20 protein-coding genes are annotated in these 23032 nt (G+C 65.3%); 4 read left to right on the top strand and 16 right to left on the bottom strand.

What is annotated here, in order from left to right:
* Nucleotides 1-49 precede the first annotated feature (49 nt).
* The 16 genes from aspT to V3572_RS02540 all read right to left on the bottom strand — a co-directional run bounded on the left by aspT (nt 50) and on the right by V3572_RS02540 (nt 20181).
* A complete protein-coding gene (aspT, locus tag V3572_RS02615; RefSeq protein ID WP_332109416.1) occupies nt 50-1744 on the bottom strand; it encodes an aspartate-alanine antiporter in 1695 nt (564 codons plus the stop codon).
* A 239-nt stretch (nt 1745-1983) separates the two neighbouring features.
* The gene (locus V3572_RS02610; protein ID WP_332109415.1) at nt 1984-3588 is read right to left on the bottom strand and encodes a bifunctional aspartate transaminase/aspartate 4-decarboxylase; all 1605 of its coding nucleotides are present in this window, start codon (nt 3586-3588) and stop codon (nt 1984-1986) included.
* Nucleotides 3589-3685: 97 nt separating this feature from the next.
* Nucleotides 3686-4780, bottom strand: coding sequence for an asparaginase (locus V3572_RS02605; RefSeq protein WP_332109414.1), 1095 nt, complete (start codon nt 4778-4780; stop codon nt 3686-3688).
* Between the two features lie 61 nt (nt 4781-4841).
* A complete protein-coding gene (locus tag V3572_RS02600) occupies nt 4842-6269 on the bottom strand; it encodes an outer membrane homotrimeric porin (protein ID WP_332109413.1) in 1428 nt (475 codons plus the stop codon).
* A 302-nt stretch (nt 6270-6571) separates the two neighbouring features.
* Nucleotides 6572-7849, bottom strand: coding sequence for a phenylacetate--CoA ligase family protein (locus V3572_RS02595; RefSeq protein WP_332109412.1), 1278 nt, complete (start codon nt 7847-7849; stop codon nt 6572-6574).
* 173 nt (nt 7850-8022) lie between these two features.
* Entirely contained in the window at nt 8023-8841 is an 819-nt protein-coding gene (locus V3572_RS02590; RefSeq protein WP_332109411.1) for an ABC transporter ATP-binding protein, read from the bottom strand.
* Nucleotides 8826-10001: an ABC transporter substrate-binding protein gene (locus V3572_RS02585; RefSeq protein ID WP_332109410.1), complete on the bottom strand. Its 1176-nt coding sequence runs from the start codon at nt 9999-10001 to the stop codon at nt 8826-8828. Before V3572_RS02585 ends, V3572_RS02590 begins: the two co-directional genes overlap by 16 nt.
* Nucleotides 10002-10119: 118 nt before the next feature.
* Nucleotides 10120-11166 carry a branched-chain amino acid ABC transporter permease gene (locus V3572_RS02580; protein WP_332109409.1) on the bottom strand — a complete coding sequence of 349 codons (1047 nt, stop codon included), beginning with the start codon at nt 11164-11166 and terminating at the stop codon, nt 10120-10122.
* A 3-nt stretch (nt 11167-11169) separates the two neighbouring features.
* Entirely contained in the window at nt 11170-12057 is an 888-nt protein-coding gene (locus tag V3572_RS02575; RefSeq protein WP_332109408.1) for a branched-chain amino acid ABC transporter permease, read from the bottom strand.
* A 34-nt stretch (nt 12058-12091) separates the two neighbouring features.
* A complete protein-coding gene (locus V3572_RS02570; protein ID WP_332109407.1) occupies nt 12092-14008 on the bottom strand; it encodes an AMP-binding protein in 1917 nt (638 codons plus the stop codon).
* Nucleotides 14009-14053: 45 nt separating this feature from the next.
* Nucleotides 14054-14836 carry an ABC transporter ATP-binding protein gene (locus V3572_RS02565; protein ID WP_332109406.1) on the bottom strand — a complete coding sequence of 261 codons (783 nt, stop codon included), beginning with the start codon at nt 14834-14836 and terminating at the stop codon, nt 14054-14056.
* Nucleotides 14836-15495 carry a CBS domain-containing protein gene (locus V3572_RS02560; RefSeq protein WP_332109405.1) on the bottom strand — a complete coding sequence of 220 codons (660 nt, stop codon included), beginning with the start codon at nt 15493-15495 and terminating at the stop codon, nt 14836-14838. Before V3572_RS02560 ends, V3572_RS02565 begins: the two co-directional genes overlap by 1 nt.
* A 417-nt stretch (nt 15496-15912) precedes the next feature.
* Nucleotides 15913-16329: a hypothetical protein gene (locus V3572_RS02555; protein WP_332109404.1), complete on the bottom strand. Its 417-nt coding sequence runs from the start codon at nt 16327-16329 to the stop codon at nt 15913-15915.
* Between the two features lie 10 nt (nt 16330-16339).
* Nucleotides 16340-17749, bottom strand: coding sequence for a DUF294 nucleotidyltransferase-like domain-containing protein (locus V3572_RS02550; RefSeq protein ID WP_332109403.1), 1410 nt, complete (start codon nt 17747-17749; stop codon nt 16340-16342).
* Between the two features lie 313 nt (nt 17750-18062).
* Nucleotides 18063-19844 (bottom strand): sodium:solute symporter family protein, encoded by a 1782-nt coding sequence (locus tag V3572_RS02545; RefSeq protein WP_332109402.1) that lies wholly within the window; start codon nt 19842-19844, stop codon nt 18063-18065.
* A gap of 25 nt (nt 19845-19869) precedes the next feature.
* On the bottom strand, nt 19870-20181 hold the full coding sequence (locus V3572_RS02540; protein WP_332109401.1) for a DUF4212 domain-containing protein: 312 nt from the start codon (nt 20179-20181) through the stop codon (nt 19870-19872).
* Nucleotides 20182-20814: 633 nt separating this feature from the next.
* Here V3572_RS02540 and V3572_RS02535 point away from each other — a divergent pair.
* The 4 genes from V3572_RS02535 to V3572_RS02520 form a co-directional block, all read left to right on the top strand.
* The gene (locus V3572_RS02535) at nt 20815-21174 is read left to right on the top strand and encodes a CGGC domain-containing protein (RefSeq protein ID WP_332109400.1); all 360 of its coding nucleotides are present in this window, start codon (nt 20815-20817) and stop codon (nt 21172-21174) included.
* A gap of 3 nt (nt 21175-21177) precedes the next feature.
* A complete protein-coding gene (locus V3572_RS02530) occupies nt 21178-22062 on the top strand; it encodes an MBL fold metallo-hydrolase (protein WP_332109399.1) in 885 nt (294 codons plus the stop codon).
* The gene (locus V3572_RS02525; protein WP_332109398.1) at nt 22059-22460 is read left to right on the top strand and encodes a CGGC domain-containing protein; all 402 of its coding nucleotides are present in this window, start codon (nt 22059-22061) and stop codon (nt 22458-22460) included. The genes V3572_RS02530 and V3572_RS02525 overlap by 4 nt, the downstream gene beginning before the upstream one ends.
* Before the next feature lie 57 nt (nt 22461-22517).
* Nucleotides 22518-23032: NifB/NifX family molybdenum-iron cluster-binding protein (locus V3572_RS02520; RefSeq protein WP_332109397.1), on the top strand; the 515-nt coding region annotated here is incomplete at its 3' end.

Here is a 23032-nt window from a genome sequence, read left to right as displayed (position 1 = left end):
TATGGGGCGGCCTGCCGCCGCTGCCCGGCGCGGCCACGGCCGGGGACGGTCATCCCCTCAAGAGAAGGACGATCACCAGCCCCCACATGGTCAAAAGGGTGTTGCTGACCGCGTAGGGCACCGTATAGCCGAGCATGGGGATGTTGCTTTTGGCCGCATCCGCGACCATGCCCACCGAGGCCGTGCTGGTGCGCGCCCCGCCGCAGCACCCGAGGTTGATGGCCGGGTCGATCTTGAAGACATGCTTGGCGATAAGCGGGGCCATGAGCATGGGCACGGCCGTGGCTGCGGCCCCCCAGAAAAAAAGCCCCCACCCCGCGACCTTGAGCCCGGAGATGAATTCCGGCCCGGACGAGATGCCCACCACGGCGATAAAGGTGTTAAGCCCCACGGAATTCATAAACCAGAGCGACGGGGCCGGAATGCGGCCGAAGGTGGGATGCACGGAGCGCAGCCACCCCGCGACCAGCCCCAGGATCAACGCCCCGCCGGACGAGGACAGGGTCAGCGGGATGCCCGAGACCGGGACGGTGACCGAGCCCAGGATGCCGCCCAGGGCGATGGCCAGCCCCACGAACACCATGTCGGTCAGGTTCGACGGCCGATCCTCGTAGCCCAGGTTCGCCGCCAGCCGGTCCAGATGGCCGGTGGCGCCGCTGATCCGCAGGATGTCCCCGCGATAGATCTTGGTCTGGGCCAGAAGGGGAATGGACACGCCCGCCGCGCCCCGGGTCAGCTTCTTCAAAAACACCCCCCGGGCGAAGGGCTCCTTGGACAGATCAAGCAGGGTCCGGCCGTTGACGCTTTTTTTGGTGACCACCAGATCCAGCGACTCCATGGGAATGGACAGCAGTTCGCGGTCCTCCACCTCCACGGCCAGTTTCTCCATGGTCCCGGCCAGGGTCTCGTGATGCCCGGACACGGCCACGGCGTCCCCGGCCTGAAGCACGGTCTCGGGGGCGAAGTCCATGATCCGGCCGTCCCGGCGCAGGCGCTCCAGGTAAATCCGCGACTGCGGCGGCCCGGACTCCGCCTCGGCCACGGTCTTGCCGTCCAGGGCGGCGCCCTTCTCAATGCGGAAGGCCCGGACGTCGATGGAATGCCAGGCGGTATGGATGCCGCCGGAGGGCGTTCCGGCCGACATTTTGGCCTCGTAGTCCTTGCAGGCCTGAGGAAGATCGACGCCGATCAGCTTCGGGCCGAGGAAGGCCAAAATCCAGCCGGTGCCCAGGGTGCCGAAAAAATAGCACACGGCGTAGGCCACCGGAATCTCCTTGAGCATGGCCCCGGCCTTGTCCGGTGGCAGCCCAAGCTTGCCGATGGCGTCGGTGGACAGGCCGATGGCCGCCGAGATGGTCTGGGCCCCGGCGAACAGCCCGGCCCCGAAGCCCAGGTCGAAGCCGCCGAGCTTGATGGCCGCAAAGGTCACGCCCAGGCACAAAAGGCAGATCACCACGGCGAAAAGGGCCTGGGGGCCGCCGTCGGAGGCTAGGCCGCGCACGAACTGCGGCCCCACGCCATAGCCGATGGCGAAAAGGAACAGGATGAAAAAGACGGATTTCACGTTGTCGGAGACGGCGATGTCCAACTGGCCGACCAAAACCCCGGTCAGCAGAACCCCGGTCACCGCCCCCAGGCTGAAGTTCTTGAATTTGAGGCCGCCGATCCAATACCCGACCCCAAGGGTCAGAAAAATCGCCAGTTCGGCATGCTGCCGCAACGTGGTCACGATCCATTCCGCCATGGCCTGCCCCTTTGGCGTTGCTCCCGGCGCAACGCCGTTTTGCGTTCCTTTGAGTCTTTTCGCTGCGCCCCGGCGGCCAGCAGGCGTTTTCGCCCCGGCCCCGGCGCCAGAAGCGGACATCCCCGGGCCGGGGCGGCAGGGCCTTCGTCATGGCCGCCGCCCTCCCGCCCGGTTTCTCCGGATATTTCAGCCGCGCCGCACGGTGCGAACCCGTCGGCCGCGTTCCATCCGAGGCGCGATCAGGCGGGGCGTGCGTCCCACTCCTTTTTGTAATCCTCCAAAAGCTCGCTTATGGCCTTGCCGATTTTTACGTATTCCCCGGTGTCCAGGTTGGCCTGGGAGACCCGCACGGACATGTTCGGCCCGGCGAAGCCGCCGCCGTCCATGAGCACCACGTCCTTGTCCTGGGCCAGCCGCCACACGAAATCGATGGGCTCGTGGCTGTCCCGCAGCCAGGCGTCGAACTCGGCCCCGTAGCGTTCGGCAGCCAGCTTGTGGATGTCGATGGTGGTGTAATAACGGGCATAGGAGGCGTCGAGGTCCGGGGCCTTGAGCCCCATGCCCGCATACAGGGCGTCGTAGCGTTCCTTCACCAGCCCCTGGGCCTCTTTTTTGTAGAGATGAAACTCGGTGTCCAGAAGTTCGGCCAGAGAGAAAAAGACCATCATGGCCTGCTGGGGCGTGGACAGTCCAGCGGTGTGGTTGAGGGCCACGGCCCGGCTGTCGGCCACCAGGCGGTCGATGATTTTCAACCCGTCCGGATCGGTGGTGATGGAGACGTAGCGGTTGTGGAGCCCCCGCCGCCGGTCCTTGGGCAGGGCGGCGATCATCTCGTCGATGACGTTGTCCTGGTACAGCCCGATCACGCCCAGCCGCCATCCCGTGCAGCCGAAGTACTTGGAGAAGGAATAGACCAGGATGGTGTTGCGCGGGGCGATGGCCGCCAGGGAGCGGAATCCGTTGACAAAGGTTCCGTAGACGTCGTCGGTGAGGATGATGAGGTCTTTTCTCTCCGTGCGCACCAGATCGGCGATGACCTGCAGGGAGGCCTCGGTCAGGCTGACCGACGGCGGGTTGGAGGGATTGACCAGGAAAAAGGCCTTGACAGCCGGGTCGCGCAGCTTGGCCAGCTCCGCGTCCGGGAACTGCCAGCCCGCATCCTCGTCCATGGCCACGTCCACGCTGACCAGTTCGTAGTCGGCCAGGGGGGGAATCTCCAGGTACGGCGAAAAGATGGGGGTGGCGATGGCCAGTTTGTCCCCGGGATTGAGCAGGCCGTTTTCCTTGAGCGTATTGAACAGGTAGCTGATGGCCGCCGTGCCGCCCTCCACCAGGAACAGATCCATGGTCCCTGCGGGCGGACGGCCGTCAAACATGGTTTCGGCCAGGTAGGCCCGGACGATCTTCTCCGTCAGCGGCAACACCCGATCCGGGGTGGGATAATGGTCGCCCAGGATGGCGTCGGTCATCTCGCCCACGAAGGCGTCGCCGTTAAGGCCCAGGGCCGTGGTCGCGTAGGCGTAGGCGTCGGCCAGAAACTGGGCCCCGCCGTGTTCGCCGTGGGATTCGCAAAAGGACAGAAGCCGGGCCCCGCTGCCCGCGCCGTCCGGGGAACCGGCCATGCCCGGGCGGCTCATGACCCGGTGGGCCTCGCGCAGGGCGAATTGCCCGAAGAGAAAAAATCCCTCCCGGGGGGTGGTGGCGATCCAGTTGGGGTTGCCGCGTCCGGCGTTGATCATCAGTTTTTCATGATGGGTCTGGGCCAGATCGGCCAGCTTGTTCTTGAGCTCGAAGGGGCTCAGGCTTTCGTAGCGTTTTTCCTCGTCGCGCTGTCCGTCCTGCATGTGGCGCCTCCATATCGTGGGCCGGGTTACAGGTTGCCTGCCTGGTTTCCGTGGCGTGTCCGCCGCAGCCTTTCCTGCCGACGAGCGGCGGGAGGCGTTAGAAAAGGGTCTTGAGCTTGGCCGCGTCCGGGCCGAACTCGCCGATCCCCAGCATGAGCAGCAGCCGGGCCTTCTGGCCGTCGAGATCCCCGGCCAGGATGCAGCCGTGGTTTTGCAGGGTCAGGCCGCCGCCCGCGTCGCCGTAGACCGGCTCCACGGCCCCGTTGGGCACCCGGGTGGAGATCACGGTCACCACGCCCTTGGACAGGGCGTAGGTGATGGCCCCATACACGGCCTCGTTCACGTTGCCCGCCCCCACGCCCTCGACCACCAGCCCCGTGGCCCCGTCGTCCACGGCATGGCGCACCAGGCTGCCGTCGTCCCCGGCGAAGGTGGACACAAAGGCGACCTTGGGCAGGGTTTCGGGCAGGGGCAGGGTGCGGCGGTCGTCGGCGTCGTTGAACCGGGTGACCTTTCCCCCGGTGATGTAGCCCAGGTACCCTTCCTCCCCGGATTCGAAGGTCTGCACGTTGGTGGTCTGGGTCTTGCGAACCGTCCGGGCGGCGTTGACGTAGCCATTCAAGGTGACGGTGACGCCCCAGTTCTTGGCCTGGGGCGCGCAGACCTGGGTCACGGCGTTGAACAGGTTTCCGGGACCGTCGGGAAACGGGCTTGAGGCGTCGTTCATGGCCCCGGTGAAGACCACCGGCTTGTCGCCGGGAAGCGTCAGGTCGAGGAAATACGACCCTTCGGCCATAGTGTCCGTGCCGTGGGTCACCACCACACCGGCCACCTCGGGCCGGGCCAGGGCCTGCCCCACGGCCCGGCTCAGGCCCGCCCAGCGTTCGGGAGACATCTGGGAGCTGTCGATGTTGGAATAGGCGACCACCTCGATTTTGGCCACGGCGGCCAGACCCGGCACGGCGGCCAGCAGGTCGGCCCCGGACACGGCCGGGACCGCGCCGCCGGTCTTCGGGTCGGTTTTCTCGGCGATGGTGCCGCCGGTGGTGACCACCACCACCGTGGGCAACCCGGCCGGGGCGTCGGCGGCCGCCCCCACGCCCGGACCGATGCCCGGGGCGAAGGCGATGCATAACATGGCCGCAAGAAGCGCCGTCAGGATTCGTCCGTTCCTTTTCCGGTCGCTGCGCATGGTCTCTCCCTTGGTACGAGGTTTTGCCGCAATCCGATGAACACGCCCCTGCGGCGCACGATCAGAAATGATAAATAAAACCCAGTCCGCCCTGGAAAACGTCTCCGGCCTTGTCCACCATGCGCCGTCCCCAGATGCTTGTGTGGAAGCCGTAGCCCCTGGCCCAGCCCGTCTCCAGCACCAGGTCCAGGGCCTGGGTGACGGCGTAGGAATGGTTGAAATAGGCCGACAGCAGGGTTTCGCCCTGGGCCAGGTCATTGCCCATCTGGACATAGGCCCCGGGGCCTCCGGCAGCGGCCACGGCCTTGCGCAGCCCGGCCGGAGAACTGGTCCCGGCGGCCACGGTGACCCCGGCCAAAGACGTCAGATCCGGTATCAGGCTGATCTGGTTGAGCCCGAAGGACAGGCCCATGCTCCCCTGGGGATTGACGTCCATGTTGGTGTCGTGAAGCTCCTGGTCGGCGTCGAAGAGGAAGGAGCAGATGGGGCCCCAGGAGGAGTCGATGGACGGCAGCCGCTCGGAGCCGTTGGTCAGGCTGGCGTCCTCCCCGCTCCCCCACCAGCCGAACACCTGGGGCGTCGCAAAGGTCCATCCGCCGTATTCCAGAGCCGCGTCCACAAACCAGCCCGAGCGCCGGTTGATGGCCCGATCCGTGAACGCCACGTCGCCAAAGGCCACGTCGGCGTACAGTTTGACTGGGGCCAGGGCGTCCACGATCACCGCCGCCCCGGTCCACACAGCCGGGTTCTGGTTGTGGGCGAAGCCCCCCCCGGGCAGGAAGGGGCCGGCGGAGAGCAAGGTGTCTCCCATGCCCCCCAGGGAGGCGCCCCGCCCCAGAACCCCGACCATGCCGAAGGGGCTGATCTTCACCCCGGGCAGGGTCAGGTCCAGCGTGGCGAAAAAAAGATCGAATTCGTCCCCGGTCTGGGTGGTGGCGGTGTCGAAGGGGCCGTTGGCGTCCACCAGCCTCCCGTACCCCAGGGTTCCCGACAGGATGTCCGCCGCCAGGGGGCCGGACAGGACCACGGCGGCGGTGTCGCTGTTGCCGGAATCCGTGGAGAGGACCACGGAGTCGTAAAAGACCGGCGTGTGCGGCATGGACAGGGGTTGATAGCCTGCGGTCAGGCGCAGGTCCGTGTCCGGCACGGCGAACTGGAGATAGGCCTGATACGGCTCAATGTCCGGAACCGAACTGTCCGCCGCCAGGGGGCCCTGGCCCCAGATTTCGTTGTTCAGCCGCAGCCCCAGGCGGAAGGAGAGGGCATCCGACGCGGGAAGATCGAAATGCAGCCGCAGACGCTGAAAAAAGACCACGGGGTCTTCGGTCTGGGTTCCGGCGCCGTTCCACCCGGTGAAATTCTGATTCTGGAAAAAGTTGCCGTGGACGCGGAAATCGCCATAGGCCCGGATCTCGGCCGCCCGGGTCGGCGCAACGGCGAAGATCGTCCAGACCAGGGCCGCCGCCAGGGCCATCGCCAGTCGCGCCATCGATTCTCCTTGCGTATCTTCGACAGGGATCGCACGCCAAGGACGCGCCTGATCGGACGTCACGCCAACACATCGGAACTTCGGGAAACGCGCCAGGACAGGCAAAATGGAGACATCGCCATGTGGTATGAAGGCAGCGTCCCCTGCGCCGTGGCGCAGCTGTGCGCCAGGGGCGGCCCACCACAGGGACGCAAAGGCCGTTCCATGGAAAAGAGACTAAGCACCTGGGCCGGGATGAAGTCAAGATGTCCCTGCCCCGCGTCACCGTATCTTCACCTGAGCGCGGGGCAGGGACAGGGGAATCAGTCGAATCCGCGTCGGTCCACCAGACGCGGCGAATCGTCGGGCAGCCGCTCGCCCGCAGGCAGCACCGTCACCTTGGGCCGCAGCTTGAGCCGGGCCTGGAAGGCGGCCGTAAACCGCTCCACGTCCAAGGGACCGTCGGGACCGTCGCAGCAGGCCACAAATTCGATCGCATCCTTGCCGCCGGGGTTTGCGACCACGATCTGCCAGGCCGTGATGCAGGCAAACCCCGCCGCCACCTCCGCCGCCTGGGACGGATAGATGAACTGCCCCTTGACCTTGGCCGTGTCGTCCACCCGGCCCAGGATGCCGGCCAGGCGCGCCGACGTCCGGCCGCAGGCGCAGGGCTCGGACACATGTCGGGACAGATCGCCCGTGGCCAGCCGGATGAGCGGATAGGCCGCCGAAAACGGCGTGAACACCACCTCCCCCACCTCGCCCACGGGCAAGGGCCGCCCCGTGCCAGGCTCGCAGATCTCCACATGTCCCCGGGAGGTGACGTGCATGCCGGACAGTTCCCGGCATTCGTAGGCGATGCAGCCCACGTCGGCCGTGCCGTAGCCCTGGCGCACGGTCATGCCGAAGGCCTCCTGGACCTTTTTGCGCAGGCTCTCGGGCAGCCGCTCGGCGGCCACGAAGGCCGTCCGCAGCTTGAAATCCTTTTTGAGGTCGAGGCCGCGGGCCCGGGCCTTGTCGGCGATGACGTCCAGGTAGCTGGTCATACCCACGAACCCGGTGACCGGAAGCCGCGTCAAAAGCTCGATCTGCACGTCGGTATTGCCGGGACCGGCCGGGATGACCGTACACCCCAGCTCCAGAAGCGGCTCTTCGAGCATAAGCCCGGCCGGGGTCAGATGGTAGCTGAACGTCATCTGCACCAGGTCGCCCGCGGCAAATCCGGCGGCGGCGAAGGCCTCGGCGAAGCCCCAATAGTCCGGGCCGGGGCCCTCGGGGTCGTAGATCGGCCCGGGGGACTGGTAGATGCGCCGCAGCCCCCCGATGCCATGGGGCAAGAGGGCCTCCAGGCCCGGGCCGCCGCCTTGCAGGGCGAGGAGCTCTTTTTTGCGCAAAACCGGGATGCGCGCGAAATCCTCGAAGGTGACGACGTCGTCCGGGACAAGCCCCGCCCCCTCCATGCGATCCCGAAACTCCCGGCAGCCGGCAAAGGCCAGGGACACGATCTCGCGCAGCCGGGCCAGCTTGGCGGCTGCGGCCTCGGCCGGGGGGGCGGATTCCAGGGGGCTGAAAAACGGGAATGTGCCTTGCGTGCGGTCCATGTCATGACCCCTTGCGCCTTTCGAAGGTGGCCCATTCGTGGTGGTTTTGCGCCCGGCGGCGAGGCCGCCCCGGGTCGCCTCCTCGAAATCAGCGCACTCGAAGAACGCATTCAACGTATTGGACTACTTGCTTATTTAAAAAAAATACTGACTTTTTTTCAAGGGACGCAACACTACCCCAACCAGCGTTTCCGGCGCCGGTAGTGTTTGACGTCGCGGTAGCGTCTTTTTTCGCCGCCGCTGCCCATGCCCAGGTAGAATTCCTGCACGTCGGGGTTGCTGGCCAGTTCGGCGCTGGCCCCTTCGAGCACGATCCGCCCGTTCTCCATGATAAACCCCACATCGGCGACGCTTAGGGCGGCCCGGGCGTTCTGCTCCACCAAAAGGATGGACACGCCCTCCTCGCTGTTGACGCGGCGGATGATGTCGAAGATCTCCTCCACCAAAAGAGGGGCCAGCCCCAGGGACGGCTCGTCCAGAAGCAGGAGCCGGGGCCTGGCCATAAGCGCCCGCCCGATGGCCAGCATCTGCTGTTCGCCGCCGGACATGTATCCGGCCAATTGTTGCCGCCGCTCCTTAAGGCGCGGGAAATAGCCGTAGACCCGCTCCACGCTGTCCCGAAACTCCCGGACCGGGCGGGTCACCCCGCCGCAGCGCAGGTTGTCCTCCACGGACATGTCCTCGAAGACCCGGCGGCCCTCCATGACCTGGAAGACGCCCAGGCGCACGATTTTTTCCGGAGGCAGGCGGTTTATGGCCTTGCCGTCGTAGAGGATGCGGCCGTCGGTGATCTCCCCGTCTTCCCCGGCCAAAAGCCCGGAGATGGCCTTGAGCGTGGTGGACTTGCCGGCCCCGTTGGCCCCGAGCAGGGCCGTGATCCGGCCCTGCTCGGCGCAAAGGGACAGGCCCTTGAGCGTCAGCACCACGTCGTTGTAGACGACTTCCAGGTTCTCGACGGTCAGCATGTCCACGGCGTTTATTTCCCCAGCCATTCGGCCTTTCTCTCCAGGCTTTCCTTGGCCACTTCCACCATCTTGCCGTCCTCGACCTTGTAGATGAAGACCGACATGTTGGGGCGATGATCGTTCGGAAAGAAGCTGATGGGCGGGGTCAACCCCATGGGATCGAAGTCGCGCAGGGTCTCCAGGGCCTCCTTGATGGCCGGGCCGGTCAGTTCGCCCTTGGCGGCGGCGATTTTCAGGCCCTCGGCCATGACCAGCATGGAGGCGAAGCCCCGGATGTAGTGGGTCATCTTGGGCGTCCCCCCGGTCATCTTCTCGATGACGGCCATGCCCGGAACCTTCTGGCCGTAGACCACGGCGGTCTGGAGGGAATAGGCGCCGTTGGCGGCGTCCCCGGCCAGCTTCACCAGACTTTCGTCCACGCCCCAGATGTTGCAGAAAAAGGTGGTGGAAAATCCCAGCTTCTGGGCGTCCTTCATGATGATGGCCGCCGAAGGGGTGGTGCCGCCGATCCACACGTAGTCCGGGGCCAGCTTTTGCAGACGCAGCATCTGGGCCATGGCGTCCATGGCGTTTAGGGCCACGTTTTCGTCGCCCACGATCTCAAACCCCAGCTCCTTGGCGTATTCCTTGGCCCCGGCGATGGGGGCCAGGCCGTAGGGATGGTCGGGGTAGACGAAGGCCACCTTGGGGGCCTCGGGCTTTTTCCAGTTGTCCTTGAAGTACTTGAGCGTGGCCCGGATCTGGGTGGTGTAGTCGGCGGCCACGAAGAAGTTGTAGGGGGCCTTTTCCGGGTCCGTGAGGTGGGCGGAATAGGAGGCCGACAGGGTGGGAATCCGGTCCTTGCCCACGAACTTGGTCAGGGCCTCGGTGTCCTGGGTGCCCCAGCCCTGCAGGGCCACGATCTTGTCCTGGGAGATGAACCGCTTGTAGGCGGCCAGGGCCTGCTGGGCGTTGTAGGCGTAGTCCACCTCCACGAGATTGATCTTTTTCCCGGCGATGCCGCCATTTTCGTTGATGTATTTGGCGCCGTCCTTGACGCCCTCGGAATAGGGCGCGCCCACGGCCGAGGTCGGGCCGGAGAGATCGGACAACAGCCCGATGGTGATGGCGTCTTCGGCAAACGCCGTCGTGGCCAGGACCAGGACACAGGCCAGGGACCAGGCCAGATATTTCGCCATGCGGTGCATAACACCCTCCTTGGTTAAACGGTTTCCCTGCGATCTGGCTGCCGCCTTCCCCTGCGGGGGGGCCGACAACTCCGGCGCAACGCGCCCCGCGTCGGCCCGGCCCGAGCCCCGTGACCGGCTAATGGGCAAACGGATACAGCTTCCAATAGGCCTTGATGAGCCGCCAGCGATGGGCCAGCCCCTCGGGCTCGAAGATGAGGAACAGCACCAGCACCAGCCCGAAGACCCCTTCCTTCATGGCCAGAAGCGCGCCGCTTATGTCCGTGAACAGGGCCCCGGCATGCTGGGCGACGAAATTGAGGAACTCCGGCAGGATGGTGATGAACACCGCCCCGAACACCCCGCCCAGCACGCTACCCAGGCCGCCGATGATGATCATGGCCAGATAGCTGACGGACAGTCCGATGCCGAACTGCTCCGGGGTGATGTACATGGTGTAGTAGGCCCACAAGGCCCCGCCCACCCCGGCCAGGAAGGAACTGACGCCAAACGCCCGCAGCTTGTAGGCGAACAGGTCCACGCCCACGATTTCGGCCGAGAGATGGTGGTCGCGGATGGCCACGAAGGCCCGGCCCAGGCGGGTGCGCACGATGTTGCGCACGACGAGGACGCAGAGGGCGGCCACGGCCAGGGTCAGGTAGAACATCTTCACGTCGGAATCGAAGGCGAACCCGAGCACCTGGGGCGGGTCCACGGCCATGCCGCTCGATCCCCCGGTGACCGCGTCCCAGTGCAGGAAGACGTATTCGAGGATGAGCTGGGCGGCCAGGGTGGCGATGGCCAGATAGATGCCCTTTAAGCGAAGCGACGGCAGGCCGAAGAACATGCCCACCGCAGCCGTGACCAGCCCGGCCGCAGGCAGGACGGCCAGAAACGGCAGCCCCAGGCTGGCCAGATAGGCGGCGGCATAGGCCCCCACCCCGAAAAAGGCCCCGTGCCCGAGCGATATCTGCCCGCAGAAGCCGGTCAGGAGGTTGAGCGACACGGCCCCGATCACGGCGATGTTGATCAGGCACAGGATCGAGACCAGATAGTTGTTCATGGCCAGGGGGGCCAGACACAGGGCCGCCCCGAAAAGCCCCATGGACACCATGAGAAACCGGCTGGGGAAGATGCGGGCCTCGCCCGCGTAGGTCCGAAAAAACAGTCCGCATTGTCCGTGCATGCGCTACACCCGCTCGATTTCCCGGGCCCCGAACAGCCCGTAGGGTTTGATCATGAGGATGACCACCAAAAGGATGAAGGCGGCCACGTCCTTGAATCCTCCAAGGCCCAAAAATTCCTTGGCCGCGCCGTCGCAGACGTTTTCCAAAACGCCCACGATGAGTCCGCCCAGCGCCGCGCCAAGCAGGCTGTCCAGCCCGCCCAGGATCACGGCCGGGAAGACCTTCAGGCCCAGGTGCCCGAGCTGGGCGTTGATGCCGTTGATGTTGCCCAGGATCACCCCGCCGATGGAGGAGACCATGGCCGCGATGCACCAGGACAGGGCGAAGATGTTTTTGATGCCGATGCCCATGCTGGCGGCGGCCTGCTGGTCGAAGGCCGTGGCCCGCATGCTGATGCCCAGCCGGGAATATTTGAAAAAGGCCGAGAAGATCAAAAAGAGGATCACGGACAGGGCGAAGGCCGCCAGATAGACCGGGGCCACGGGCAACCCGGCGATCATCACCGGCTCCTGGGGCAGAACCGGCGGGAAGACCTGGATCTGGGTGCCCCAGAAAAGCTGCACCAGGGACTTGAGCACCGACGACAGGCCGATGGTGACCATGATCACGCTGATGATGGGCTCGCCGATCATGGGCCGCAGGATCAGGCGCTCGATGACGATGCCCAACACGAAGGAAAAGGCCAGGGTCATGAAAAAGGCCGCCAGAAACGGCAACTTGGCCTGGACCGTGAGCGCGAAGCAGACGTAGGCCCCGACCATGACCAGTTCGCCCTGGGCGAAGTTGACCACCTTGGTGGCCTTGTAGATGATGACGAATCCCAGGGCCACCAGGCTGTAGATGCTGCCGACCACGAGCCCCGAAATAAACAATTGCAGATAATATTCCACGCGATCTCCCTCTGCTTCCGGCCCGCCGCGCGCCTTACGCGGCCGTCCGGGCCTCCACGTCTTCCAGCCGAAGCTCCCCGCACATCTCCCGGACGCTGGCGTCCTGGTAGGTGATCTCGGCCCGCAGGTTCATGCTGCATACCGGGGAATACAGGGCCTCGATGAGCTTCCCGTAGCGGTCGGAGACCACCTTGCGCCGCACCTTGCGGGTGCGGGTGAGTTCCCCGTCGTCGGCGTCGAGTTCCTTGAACAGCAAAACGAAGCGCGCCACCCGCATCTGGGGGGCGAGCTTGGCGTTGATGCCCGCGATCTCGGCCTTGACCAGGGCGTAGACCTCGGGTTTGGCGGACAGATCCTGGTAGGTGGTGTAGGTCAGGGCCTTGGATTCGGCCCAACGGCCCACGATCTCGGCGTCGATGCACACGATGGCCGCCAGATGGTCGCGGTCGTGCCCGAAGACCACGGCCTCCCGGATGTAGGGCGAGAACTTGAGCTTGTTCTCCATGAACTGGGGCGAAAACTTGAAGCCGCCGTTGAGGGTCATGACGTCCTTGACCCGGTCGATGACCACCAGCCGCCCCTGGTCGTCGAAATAGCCCGCGTCGCCCGAGCGCAGGCGGCCGTCATCGGTCAGGGTCTCGGCCGTGGCCTCCGGGTTTTTATAATAGCCCAAAAACACCGAGGGGCTCCTGGACAGGATCTCGCCGTCCTCGGCGATGGTCAGCTCGGTGTCCGGGATGGGCTGGCCCACGGAGGTGAAGTCCACGGCCCCGTCGCGGTGGATGCAGGAGATGCCGGAGATTTCCGTCTGACCGTAGATCTGCTTTAAGTTGACGCCGATGGCGTGGAAGAAGCGGAAGGCGTCGGGACCAAGAGCCGCGCCGCCGGTGCTGGCCGAGCGCACGTTGGAAAACCCCAGGCGGTCCTTCAGGGCCCGAAACAGGCAGAACCAGGCCACGCCGTAGGCCAGACGCAGGCCAAGGCCCGGCTTTTTCCCCTCGAACCGGGCATCGGCCAGGCGGATGCCCACGGGCAGGAACAGGTCGTACAGAAAGCGCTTGAGCCGCGTGGTCTCCATGATCTTGACCCGGACCCGGGCGGCCAGATTCTCCCACACCCGGGGCGGGGAGAAGATGACGTTGGGGCCGATCTCGCGGATGTTGTCCTGCACCGTGTCCGGCTCCTCCGGGAAATTCACGGTGAAGCCGAACAACAGGGCCGAGGCCACGGCCATCATCTGCTCGCCCATCCAGGCCAGGGGCAAAAAGGAGACGAACTCGTCGGACGGACGCCGCTCGTCCACCAGCCCCAGGTTGTGGGCCATGGCCAGGAGATTTTTGTGAGAGAGCATGGCCAGCTTGGGCCGCCCGGTGGTGCCGGAGGTGGTGGCGATCAGGGCCGGGTCGTCGGGGGACAGGGCCGCCACCCAGTCGGGGAACTGCCCGGCCAGATCCCGTCCCATGTCGCGCACGGCCTCGAAGCTCACAAGCCCCGGCTCGTCCACCCCGGCCAGCCCCTTGGGGTCGTGGTACACGATATGCGCCAACTGCGGCAGCCCCTGGCGCAGGGACAGCATCTTGTCCACCTGCTCCTGGTCCTCGGCCACCACCAGCCGGGCCTCGGACAATTCCAGGATGTAGGCGATCTCCTCGGCCGGGGCGTCCTGGTACAGGCCCAGGGCCATGCCGCCCAGGGCCTGGATGGCCAGCTCGGCAAACAGCCATTCGGGTCGGTTGTCGCCGATGAGGATGACGATGTCCCCCCGGCCAAATCCCATTTTTTTCAGGCCCCCGGCGAATTCAGCGGCGGCGGCGAGGTAGTCGTTCCAGGAAAAACGCTGCCACACGCCCCACTGCTTCTCCCGCAGGGCGGTCTTTTTCCCATGGGCCCGGGTGTTTTTGCACAGCAGGCCGGGCAGGGTGTCGAGATACGTTTTTGGGGCCTCGCCCATCGCGCCATCCAGAATGTTGTGGGTTCGATGTTCGAAAAATGGACTCTAGCGGCCGAGAAACACCCCGTCGTCGCCGCCCAGATAGGCGGCCACCACGTCCGCGTCGGCCATGACCTCCTTCGGCGATCCTTCGGCCAGCACCCGGCCGAAATCCAGCACCACCACCTTGTCGGAGATGTCCATGACCACGCCCATGTCGTGCTCCACCAAAAGCACGCTCATGCCCCACTCCTCGTTGATGTCCAGGATGTAGCGGGCCATGTCCTCGGTCTCTTCCAGGTTCATGCCGGCCATAGGTTCGTCGAGAAGGATCAGGTCGGATTCGGCGGCCAGGGCCCTCCCCAACTCCACGCGCTTTTGCACGCCATAGGGCAGCCTTCCGGCCGCTTGGTGGCGGTAGGGCGACAGCCCCAGGAAATCGATGACATCCTCCACCCGGCGGCGGTGGGTGTCCTCAGCCCGGCGGGCCTTGCCCAGGTAGAGGATGGAGGCCAAAATCCCATAGTCCATGCGGGCGTGGCGGCCGACCATGAGGTTGTCCAGGACCGACAGGCCGCGAAACAGGGCGATGTTCTGGAAGGTGCGCGACAGCCCGAGCTTTGTGCGGGCATGGGAGGGCACGGCCAGAAGGTCGGCCCCGCCCAGGGAGATGGCCCCGGAGTCCGGGACGTAGCGACCGCTTATGCAGTTGAGCATGCTGGTCTTGCCCGCGCCGTTGGGGCCGATAAGCGAGACGATGCCACCCTTTTCCACGGAAAAGCCGACGCCGGTCAGGGCCGCCAGCCCCCGGAAGGTCAGGGTCACGTCCGTCACGTCGAGAAAGGCCATCAGGGCATCCACTCGCTTTCAAAATCCGCTGCGGACACCAGCCGGTATCCCTTGCGCTCGATGGCCCCGGCCACCAGGCAGGGGTCGTCCACGGCCAGCCGGATGACCACCATCCGGCGATTCTCATGATAGAAGGTGCCGGTGGCGATGATGCTCACCCCCAGATCCTTGATGATGCCCGAGACCTCGTGCAAAACGCCCGTGCGGTCCTCAACCTCGAAGACGATGCGCGACCCGCCCTGTTTGAGGCCCATCTCCTCCACCAACACGTCGAGCATGACCGAACGGTTGATGTAGCCTACGAGCTTGCCCTGCTCGTTGAGCACGGCCAGCCCGGCCAGGTTTTTCTGATGCATGATCTCTGCGGCCTGCTCGATCTCCATCTCCGGGTGCACGGTGGTGATGTCCTTGCGCATGATCTTTTTCACCGTGAGCTTGGACAAAAGATACAGGGCCTCGTGCTTGTCCAGGGTGGTCATGATGGAGGGCAGGGCCAGGGCGATGTCCTCCTTGCGCACGTACCCTACAAGATTCTTGTTCTCATCCACCACGAGAAGCATCCACAGATCGCTATCCCTTAACAGTTTGTCGGCATCCAGGACTGGCGTGAGTGGAGTGACCTTCTTGAAGTCTTTGAGCATTTTAAGGCCAACGTACATCGCTATTCCTCCATGTCGGCGGAAAAACTTGAAAGAGACGAAAATGGGCGCCCATGCGGCGACAATCGCGCTCACATACCGCAAGTTGTTTCCCATGCACAAGCATTTCTTGAATAACCATCCCCGTGCGGGGATGTCCTCCCTCCTTGGCCCATATCCATAAAGATATACCGCGAGGCAAGAGCGTGCCGCTCCGGGGCGTCACCCCCACTTTCCGACATCCGCCTTGTCCGCAACGCCCCCGCATCATCCCATGCCCGATTCAACCGCCAGGAATGGGAGACGGTTTCCGGCCATGCCCGGGCCGCAAGAGGCCGCCAATGACCGCATTGCCTCGCCAGAAGGCTGTTCGCGCCCATTGCGCTTGACGCTTAAAAAAGGCCGGTCCCTCAGCGAAACGGCGTTATGTGTTTCAATTTACCGCCCCCGGGCGCCGTGCGGCCCCGTGACGTCTCCGGCCGCCTCCCGCAGCCGCTTTTCCTGAAGCACCACGGGCACGATGAAAAGGACATAGGGGATAAACACCATGGCGGCATGGACCAGCCCCGGCCCGAACATCCCCGGCGGGCCGTAGGGGGTGTCCGTGGCCGCCAGGATGACGGCGTAGACGCCGAGGGCGCCGACGGCCCGGTACAGGAGTCGGCAGCCCGCCGAGTCAAGCCAGGCCCGGCCGTAGGCCAGGTCGAAGGCCGTGCGCAGGCACAGCCCGAAAAGCACGATGTCCCCCACGTTCTTGACCAGGGCCAAGGCGGTGGGGACGGCCAGGATGCCGATCCCGGCGTTGGCCAGGGTGGGCAGGTACAGGACGGCCAGGAGGGCGAAAAAGGGCTTCATGGGGGCTCCGTCAGCCGGTTGCAAGGTGGAACATGTCTTTGAGAAAGGACTGCATGGAGCCGATGACCCCGAAGGCGTCGCGCAGGGCCCCCTTGTCCATGTCCGAAAGCTGCCGGGGATCGATGTGGTTGTCCGGGGGCAGGCCCCGCTCCACCTGGGAAAGCTGATGGGCGAGCTTGACCGAAAGCAGAAACTCAAAGGCCTGGGTCGCCTCCCGGCCGAGATGCGTGGGAATGTGGCCCTGCCTGGCCAGGGTCTCCACCCGCTGCAAGGTGCCCGTCTCCACCACGCCGTGGACCAGGGCCAGCACCCGGGCGAAATCCTGAAACGGCACCAGGCCGCGTTGTTTCAGGTCCAGGGTGTTTTTATGCTCCCCGCTTCTCTCCACGGCCAGGCCGCGAAAAAGGGTCAGGGGGGCCCGGGTGACCTGGCAGTCCGCAGCCAGGAAGCGCAGGAAGATGCCGCTTTCGGCCGCGCGCCGGGCCACATGGGCGCGCAGCTCGTCGGCGAGTTCCGTGCGACCGGCCACGCCGCGAAAATCAAAAAAGATGGTGGAGTGCAACACCTCCAGGGGCTCGGGGACGGCGATCCAGGCGTCGAAGGTGTCCTTCCAGGCGGCCAGGCCTTTGCGCCAGGCCGGGTTTGAGGCCATCATGTCTCCCTTGCAGCGGGGGAATCCGGCCTTTTCCAGATGCCCCACCACGCGCTCGGCCATGGCCTGGAAAAAGACCGCCGCCGCGCGCCGCACGGGTTCGTCGGGGCTGTCGGCATAGACCAGGGCGTTGTCCTGGTCCGTGGCGAAGGTCTGTTCCCGGCGGCCCTCGCTGCCCATGGAGATCCAACAATAGGCCGTGGGCGGCGGGCCGATCTCCCGATGCACCAGCTCGATGATCTTGTGCAGGATGTGGTCGTTGACCACGGTGATCAGGCGGGTGATGTGCCCGGCCCGGGCCCCGTTGTCCAAAAGCGCCCGGATCACCCGGGGGGCCTTGGCCAAAAGGGGATAGAGCCCGGCGAAATCCCGCTGGGACTGGATTTCACGGAAAAGGGACAGGGGGGACGTGCCCTGCACAAGCAGGATGTCGTGGGCCGTGACCACGCCTTTCGTTCCGCCTGGGCCGGTCACGGCCAGATGGTGGACCTTGTGGGCCATCATCTTGAGCAGGGCGTCGAAGCAGGCCTCGCTTCCGGCGATTTCCGCCACCGGACTGGACATGATGGTCTTGACCCCGGATTCCAGATCCCGGCCCAGGGCCACGGCCTTGCGCAGATCCTTGTCGGTGACGATGCCCAGGATATCCCCCGAGTCCTGGCCCACCAGCAGGGAGCCCACCCCTTCCTTGAGCATGGCCCGGGCCGCGTCCCGGATGGGCAGGCCCGGCGGGGCCACGATGGGCGCAAAGGTGGCGAGATCGCCCACACGCCTGGCGAAAAGGGACAGGTCCGGGCCGTCCCGCCGCCCGGCCGGTCGCCCTGGGGCAGGCCGCTCTGCCTGCTTTCGGAGGGGAGGTTGTCCTTTTCCACCATGCTGCCTGATAGCCCTTTTTTCCAAACCGGGGAAGTCGAACTGAAAAATTGGCGGCCGGTGGTGACCGGGGCCGCGCCGGTGTCCTGCCCTGGCGTAAGGGGTGGGGCCGCGCCCCGGCAGTCCTTGGCCGGGAACCGTCGGGGAGTGAGGCCAAAGGCCTCCCTCCCCGCATGGTTCCGTTTCTTCCGAATATCGGGTTGCGCCGTTAGTGCGCCGCAGCCGCCTGGCCCGCGCCCCTGGGGACGCGCACGTTTTCCACCAGATCCTGGATGTGCGCGGGCGGCGGCGGGGTCATCATGGTCACGGCCACGGTGGCGATGAAGTTGATGATCATGCCCACGGTGCCGATGCCCTCGGGGCTTATGCCCAGAAACCAGGGGGCCATGCCCATGAACTTGGTCTGGATGATGTAGAGCAGGGTGAATCCCATGCCCGCGACCATTCCGGCGATGGCCCCTTCCCGGCTGGTGCGCTTCCAGAAGATGCCCAGCACGATGATCGGGAAAAAGGACGACGAGGCCAATCCGAAGGCCAGGGCCACCACCTGGGCCACGAACCCCGGCGGGTTCACGCCGAAGTATCCGGCCACGCACACGGCCACGCCGATCATGATCCGGCCCAGCAGAAGTTGCGTCTTTTCCGAGGCCTGGGGGTTGATCATGCGGAAGTAGAGATCGTGGGAGATGCTTGAGGAGATGACCAAGAGCAGGCCCGAGGCCGTGGACAGGGCCGCCGCCAGACCGCCTGCCGCCACAAGGGCCACGACCCAGGCCGGGAGGTTGGCGATTTCGGGGTTGGCCAGCACCATGATGTCGTTGTCCACGTAGAGTTCGTTCTTGTTGGTCGTGGGCTCGTTTTTGATCAGCGGCTGGCCGTACTGCCCGTCCTGGCCGGTGAAGGCCAGCTTGCCGGTGAAGGCCGGGCCGTAGCTGTAGTTGATGATGCCGTCGCCGTTTTTGTCCACCCAGGCCAAAAGCCCGGTTTTTTGCCAGTTGGTGAACCAGGACGGGGCGCTCTTGTAGGCCACGCCGTTCAACGAATCGATCATGTTGTAGCGGGCGAAGGCGGCCACGGCCGGGGCGGTGGTATAGAGGATGGAGATGAAAAGCAGGGCGTAAAAGGCCGAGATGCGGGCCGCACGCACGCTTGGCACGGTGTAGAAACGCACGATCACGTGGGGAAGCCCGGCCGTGCCCACCATCAGGCACATGGTGATGGCCAGCACGTCAAGCATGGATTTGGCCCCGGGTCCGGTGAATCCCGTGGTGTAGGCCGCAAACCCCAGGTCCGTGCCGATGTTGTCAAGCGCGGTCAAAAGGAACTGTCCGGCGTACTTGCCCTCGACGATGCTGCCGCCGAGGCCGAGCTGGGGGATGGGATTGCCGGTGATTTTAAGCGAAATGGCCACGGCCGGGACCAGGAAGGCGAAGATGAGCACGCCGTACTGGGCCACCTGGGTCCAGGTGATGCCCTTCATGCCGCCAAGCGCCGCATAAAAGAACACGATGGCCATGCCGATATACACGCCGGTATTCACGTCCACTTCCAGAAAGCGCGAGAACACGATGCCCACGCCGCGCATCTGCCCGGCCACGTAGGTCAGGGAGACGAAGATGGCGCAGATCAGGGCCACGGTGCGGGCTGCCTTGGAATAATACCGGTCGCCCACGAAATCCGGCACCGTGAACTTGCCGAATTTGCGCAGATACGGGGCCAGAAGCAGGGCCAAAAGCACGTACCCGCCAGTCCAGCCCATGAGGTACATGCACCCGGCGTAGCCCATAAACGAAATGATGCCGGACATGGAGATAAACGACGCCGCGCTCATCCAGTCCGCGCCGGTGGCCATACCGTTGGCCAGGGCCGGCACGTTGCCGCCGGCCACGTAGAATCCCTTGGTGTCCTTCACCCGGCTCATCCAGGCGATGCTCAGGTACAGGGTGAAGGACAACCCCACGATGATGTAGGTCCAGGTCATGATCGACATATGCGTCTCCTTTGGGCGGCGCGGGTTATTCGTGGACGTCGAATTCCTTGTCCAGACGGTCCATGAGCAGAAAATACGCCAGGATCAGCCCGACGAAGACGTACATGGCGCCCTGCTGGGCGAACCAGAAGCCCAGGGGGAACCCGCCGAAATGGATGGCGTTTAACTGATTGACGAAGAAAATGCTCAGGACGTACCCGGCTACGAACCAAATACCCAGGAGCACCACCATGTATCTCAGGTTGCGCTGCCAGTAGCGACGCATCTTGGCGTCGTTGTCGGCCTTTGCCGTGTCGCCCGCCGGGGTGCCGTGCTGCATGTGTCCATTGGTCTCCATGGGATGCCTCCTTGGCGTGTTTCGGATCTTTCGTCAGAAGGGCCCGGGCCAACCGGCCCATGCGTCTTCCAGGTCGCCACCATGAAGCGGCCCGCGCGGCCGGGCATCTCTTTTTCGGCAAACGGCGCAAACCCTTCCGGCAACGGAAACCCCGCCGAGGTATTGGGCGACGAACGCCGGTCGCCCGTTTATGGGCGTTTTGACGCCGCTTACGGGGTCTCCCGCCAGGGGATGGGCCCCATTGCCGTCCATGGCCGGAAGCAGCCCGGTAAATGGCGGGATTTTCCTGGTCAACGGGGCATTGGCCAACATGGGGGAGCTCCCTCTCTCTCCCGGTTGCGGGATAAAAAAACGCCCGCCAACCAGGGCGTCGGGCGAAAAAAGCGCCATCATCGCGAGGATCGGGACATGGCAATCGGTGGATAACCACTTGAAAAAAAAGCGTATCCACGCGGGGAACAATTCATGCAAAGTTCCCCTTGCTGTCAGGGCGGCAGGGCGCGGCGTCCCCGGCGACGACGCCGGAAGCCTCAGGCGCGTGTTCTTCCCGCCCTACATGGCGGTGAGCCGTGACCGGGTCGGCGCCCGGGATCGCCGTCGGCTCGCCAGGCATGAACGAACCTGGAGGATTCCATGGACAAGATTCTGATCGTCGGCTGCCAGAAGGCCATGGGCGACGTCTGCATCGGGTGTTCGCGTTGCCTGGTGGCCTTCAACCGGCGGCTGGGGCTGTTTGCGGGGTATAAGGAGGCCGAGGTCATCGGCCTTCTGAGTTGCGGCGGCTGTCCCGGATCGGTGATCGTCACCCGCCTGGCCCAGGTCAAGCTCTGGAACGCCCCCATGGGCGAAAAGCCCACGGTGGTGCATATTGCGCCCTGCATCGGCGACCACTGTCCCTATGCGGACGACATCATGACCAAAATCCAGGTCAAAAGCGGCGTTCCCGTGGTCCTCGGGGCCCACCCCTTCGCCCCCTCGGACATCTTCAGCTAACCCATGGGCGCCCATCCGATCCTTCACGACCGCCTGCCCGCGTCATCCCCGGGACTTTGCATCGCCGTCCTGGCGGACAACGCGGCCCGGCCCGGTTTTTGCGCCGAACACGGCCTGAGCCTGGGAATCGTGTTGCCGGACGGCGGCCTGTGGCTGTGGGACACCGGCCAGGGTGGGATTTTCCTCGAAAACGCCCGGCGGCTGGGGATTTTTCCGGAGACGGCCCGGGGCGTGGCCTTAAGCCACGGACATTACGACCACGCCGGGGGGCTGGAATACCTGCTGCGGCGGCCCGGCTTCCGGGGCGAAATTGTGGCTCACCCCGCCTTCGCCATCCCCCACTACCGGCGCGCGGACTCCGCATTCGCCTGCGACATCGGCTGCCACTGCCCCCCGCATCTTTTGACGGGCCGCCCCTTGCGCGTGGCCCATTCCCTGGCCCGGCTCGACGCCGGTTTGCACCTCCTGGCGTCCATCCCGCGCAAACGCGGCAACCGGCAGGCCATAAGCGGCATGTTCCTCGACGCCGACGGGCAGTGGCCGGACATCATCCCGGACGACGCTTGCCTGGTCCACCGGCAGGGGGAAACGCTCACCGTCATTCTCGGCTGCTGCCACAGCGGAATCGCCAACACCCTGGACGCCGTACGGGAACACTTCGGCGACGGCCCGATCAGCCTGGTTCTCGGCGGCCTGCACCTGGCCGGGGAGGATCGCCAGACGATCCTCGACGCCCTGGACGCCCTGACCGGCCACGGGGTGTGGGCCCTGTGCCCCGGGCACTGCACGGGCGAGGCGGCCACCGCCCTTTTGCACGAACATTTCCCCGGCCCGGTCATTCCCTTGGCCGCCGGAATGATCATCGAACACGCAGGAGACGCCCCATGACCAAAATCGGACTCATTCGCTGCGAGAAAAACGAGACCCGCTGTCCGCTCACCGGCTGTCTGACAAGCCTCGACAACGCCGCACAGGGTTTTGCCGACATGGCGCAGCCAGAACTCATCGGCATTTTCACCTGCCGGTGCCCTGGCGACCACATCGCCGACATGGCCAAAATCCTCAAAGCCAAGGGAGCGGAGGTCATTTCCTGGTGCACCTGCGCCTTCGCCCGCCGGGAGGGCGGCGCATGGGTTTCGGGCGGGGGATTTTGCGACCGCCTGGACGAACTGGCGCAACGTGTCGCCCGGGAGACCGGCCTCCCCTGTGTCCTTGGAACGGCGCATCTGCCCCAGGGATATGTCCCCAAGACCTTCGCTGCGCCCCGGGATCACGCAGACGGGTGAAGCCCCCCGCCTCTCTGACCGGATCGAAAAACGCCCCTCGGGCAAAAAGGATTCGCCATGGTCATCGCCATTAGCGCCGCAGGCGCCGACGCCGACGCCCCGTTTGATCCCGATTTCGGACGCTGCCCGTATTTTTGCGTCTTCGACACCGAAAGCGCCCGCTGCAGCGCGTGGGCAAATCCCTGCGCCGGTCTGCGGTCCAGCGCGGCAGGACGATCCGTGGACTTTCTGGCCGGACTCGGGGTGAACCGGGTTCTTACGGGGATCTGCGAAAAACCCGCCCGGGAGGCCTTGGCCCGGGCTGGCATCACCGTGGCGCCGTGTCAGGCGCCAACCGTCGGCAGGGCCGTGGCGGACTGCAAAGAGACCATGGGGCTCCCCACTCGTTGCGCGCCGACCATAAGCCATGAAGAAGCCCTGGCCAGCCTTGGTTTTCCAGTCGTCTCGCCGACGGATGCGGTCTTCGCCCCCCGTCTCGGGGGACGCGGCGGCGGCCGAGGCATGGGCGGCGGCGGCCGTGTAGATGCCCGACAGGGCGATGGACAGGATCAGCACCAGCGGGAAGTAGTCCG

Source organism: Desulfolutivibrio sp. (assembly GCF_036584575.1).
GTDB lineage: Bacteria > Desulfobacterota > Desulfovibrionia > Desulfovibrionales > Desulfovibrionaceae > Desulfolutivibrio.
This window is presented reverse-complemented; position numbering and strand designations above follow the sequence as displayed.